The 3,092-nt window shown below is 56.9% G+C and carries 1 rRNA gene; it reads right to left on the reverse strand.

Annotated elements, in window-relative coordinates:
* Positions 1 to 2,853 (reverse strand): 23S ribosomal RNA (locus tag ACOZB4_RS34030); the annotation flags it as partial.
* Positions 2,854 to 3,092: the final 239 nt, after the last annotated feature.

Genomic DNA, 3,092 nt, shown 5'->3' on the forward strand with positions numbered 1-3,092 from the left:
TACGCCCACGACAGATAGGGACCGAACTGTCTCACGACGTTCTAAACCCAGCTCGCGTACCGCTTTAATGGGCGAACAGCCCAACCCTTGGGACCGACTCCAGCCCCAGGATGCGACGAGCCGACATCGAGGTGCCAAACCATCCCGTCGATATGGACTCTTGGGGAAGATCAGCCTGTTATCCCCGGGGTACCTTTTATCCGTTGAGCGACGGCGCTTCCACAAGCCACCGCCGGATCACTAGTCCCGACTTTCGTCCCTGCTCGACCCGTCGGTCTCACAGTCAAGCTCCCTTGTGCACTTACACTCAACACCTGATTGCCAACCAGGCTGAGGGAACCTTTGGGCGCCTCCGTTACCCTTTAGGAGGCAACCGCCCCAGTTAAACTACCCATCAGACACTGTCCCTGATCCGGATCACGGACCCAGGTTAGACATCCAGCACGACCAGACTGGTATTTCAACGACGACTCCACCCGAACTGGCGTCCGAGCTTCACAGTCTCCCACCTATCCTACACAAGCCGAACCGAACACCAATATCAAACTGTAGTAAAGGTCCCGGGGTCTTTCCGTCCTGCTGCGCGAAACGAGCATCTTTACTCGTAGTGCAATTTCACCGGGCCTATGGTTGAGACAGTCGAGAAGTCGTTACGCCATTCGTGCAGGTCGGAACTTACCCGACAAGGAATTTCGCTACCTTAGGATGGTTATAGTTACCACCGCCGTTTACTGGCGCTTAAGTTCTCAGCTTCGCACACCCGAAAGTGCACTAACCGGTCCCCTTAACGTTCCAGCACCGGGCAGGCGTCAGTCCGTATACATCGCCTTACGGCTTCGCACGGACCTGTGTTTTTAGTAAACAGTCGCTTCTCGCTGGTCTCTGCGGCCACCCCCAGCTCACGGAGTAAATCCGATCACCAAGAATGGCCCCCCTTCTCCCGAAGTTACGGGGGCATTTTGCCGAGTTCCTTAACCATAGTTCACCCGAACGCCTCGGTATTCTCTACCTGACCACCTGAGTCGGTTTAGGGTACGGGCCGCCATGAAACTCGCTAGAGGCTTTTCTCGACAGCATAGGATCATCCACTTCACCACAATCGGCTCGGCATCAGGTCTCAGCCTTAATGAGGGACGGATTTGCCTACCCCTCGGCCTACACCCTTACCCCGGGACAACCACCGCCCGGGCTGGACTACCTTCCTGCGTCACCCCATCGCTTACCTACTACAAGTCTGGTTCATCGGCTCCACCACTACCCTCAACTCCGAAGAGATCGGGCCGGCTTCACGGACTTAGCATCGCCTGATTCGATGTTTGACGCTTCACAGCGGGTACCGGAATATCAACCGGTTATCCATCGACTACGCCTGTCGGCCTCGCCTTAGGTCCCGACTTACCCTGGGCAGATCAGCTTGACCCAGGAACCCTTAGTCAATCGGCGCACACGTTTCTCACGTGTGTATCGCTACTCATGCCTGCATTCTCACTCGTGAACCGTCCACAACTCGCTTCCGCGGCTGCTTCACCCGGCACACGACGCTCCCCTACCCATCACAGCGGGCGTTGGCCCTATTGCTGCAATGACACGACTTCGGCGGTACGCTTGAGCCCCGCTACATTGTCGGCGCGGAATCACTAGACCAGTGAGCTATTACGCACTCTTTCAAGGGTGGCTGCTTCTAAGCCAACCTCCTGGTTGTCTCTGCGACTCCACATCCTTTCCCACTTAGCGTACGCTTAGGGGCCTTAGTCGATGCTCTGGGCTGTTTCCCTCTCGACCATGGAGCTTATCCCCCACAGTCTCACTGCCGCGCTCTCACTTACCGGCATTCGGAGTTTGGCTAAGGTCAGTAACCCGGTAGGGCCCATCGCCTATCCAGTGCTCTACCTCCGGCAAGAAACACACGACGCTGCACCTAAATGCATTTCGGGGAGAACCAGCTATCACGGAGTTTGATTGGCCTTTCACCCCTAACCACAGGTCATCCCCCCGGTTTTCAACCCTGGTGGGTTCGGTCCTCCACGAAGTCTTACCTCCGCTTCAACCTGCCCATGGCTAGATCACTCCGCTTCGGGTCTAGAGCGTGCAACTCAATCGCCCTATTCGGACTCGCTTTCGCTACGGCTTCCCCACACGGGTTAACCTCGCTACACACCGCTAACTCGCAGGCTCATTCTTCAAAAGGCACGCAGTCACGACGCACCGAGCAAGCTCGATGCGCGACGCTCCCACGGCTTGTAGGCACACGGTTTCAGGTACTATTTCACTCCGCTCCCGCGGTACTTTTCACCATTCCCTCACGGTACTATCCGCTATCGGTCACCAGGGAATATTTAGGCTTAGCGGGTGGTCCCGCCAGATTCACACGGGATTTCTCGGGCCCCGTGCTACTTGGGAGATTCTCAAGCAAGCCGCTGATGTTTCAGCTACGGGGGTCTTACCCTCTACGCCGGACCTTTCGCATGTCCTTCGCCTACACCAACGGTTTCTGACTCGCCTCACAGCCGGCAGACTGTGAAAGAGAGATCCCACAACCCCGCATGCGCAACCCCTGCCGGGTATCACACGCATACGGTTTGGCCTCATCCGGTTTCGCTCGCCACTACTCCCGGAATCACGGTTGTTTTCTCTTCCTGCGGGTACTGAGATGTTTCACTTCCCCGCGTTCCCTCCACACGCCCTATGTGTTCAGGCATGGGTGACAGCCCATGACGACTGCCGGGTTTCCCCATTCGGAAACCCCCGGATCAAAGCCTGGTTGACAGCTCCCCGGGGACTATCGTGGCCTCCCACGTCCTTCATCGGTTCCTGGTGCCAAGGCATCCACCGTGCGCCCTTAAAAACTTGGCCACAGATGCTCGCGTCCACTGTGCAGTTCTCAAACAACGACCAGCCACCCACCACCCCACCAGACACACTGGCGAGTTCACTGGGGCCGGCACTGAAGACATGACCACACGGCCGTACCTTCAGGACCCAACAACGTGCCAAGCACAGTCACTCGACTTCCCATTCACGTTCCACGCCGAAGCAGTACTAGTAAAGGAGTCTTACAACTGTGCCAACTAATCAACGTTCCACCCATGAGC

Origin of the sequence: Paenibacillus sp. NPDC058898 (assembly GCF_049316025.1) — a bacterium.
Taxonomy (GTDB): domain Bacteria; phylum Bacillota; class Bacilli; order Paenibacillales; family Paenibacillaceae; genus Paenibacillus_AQ.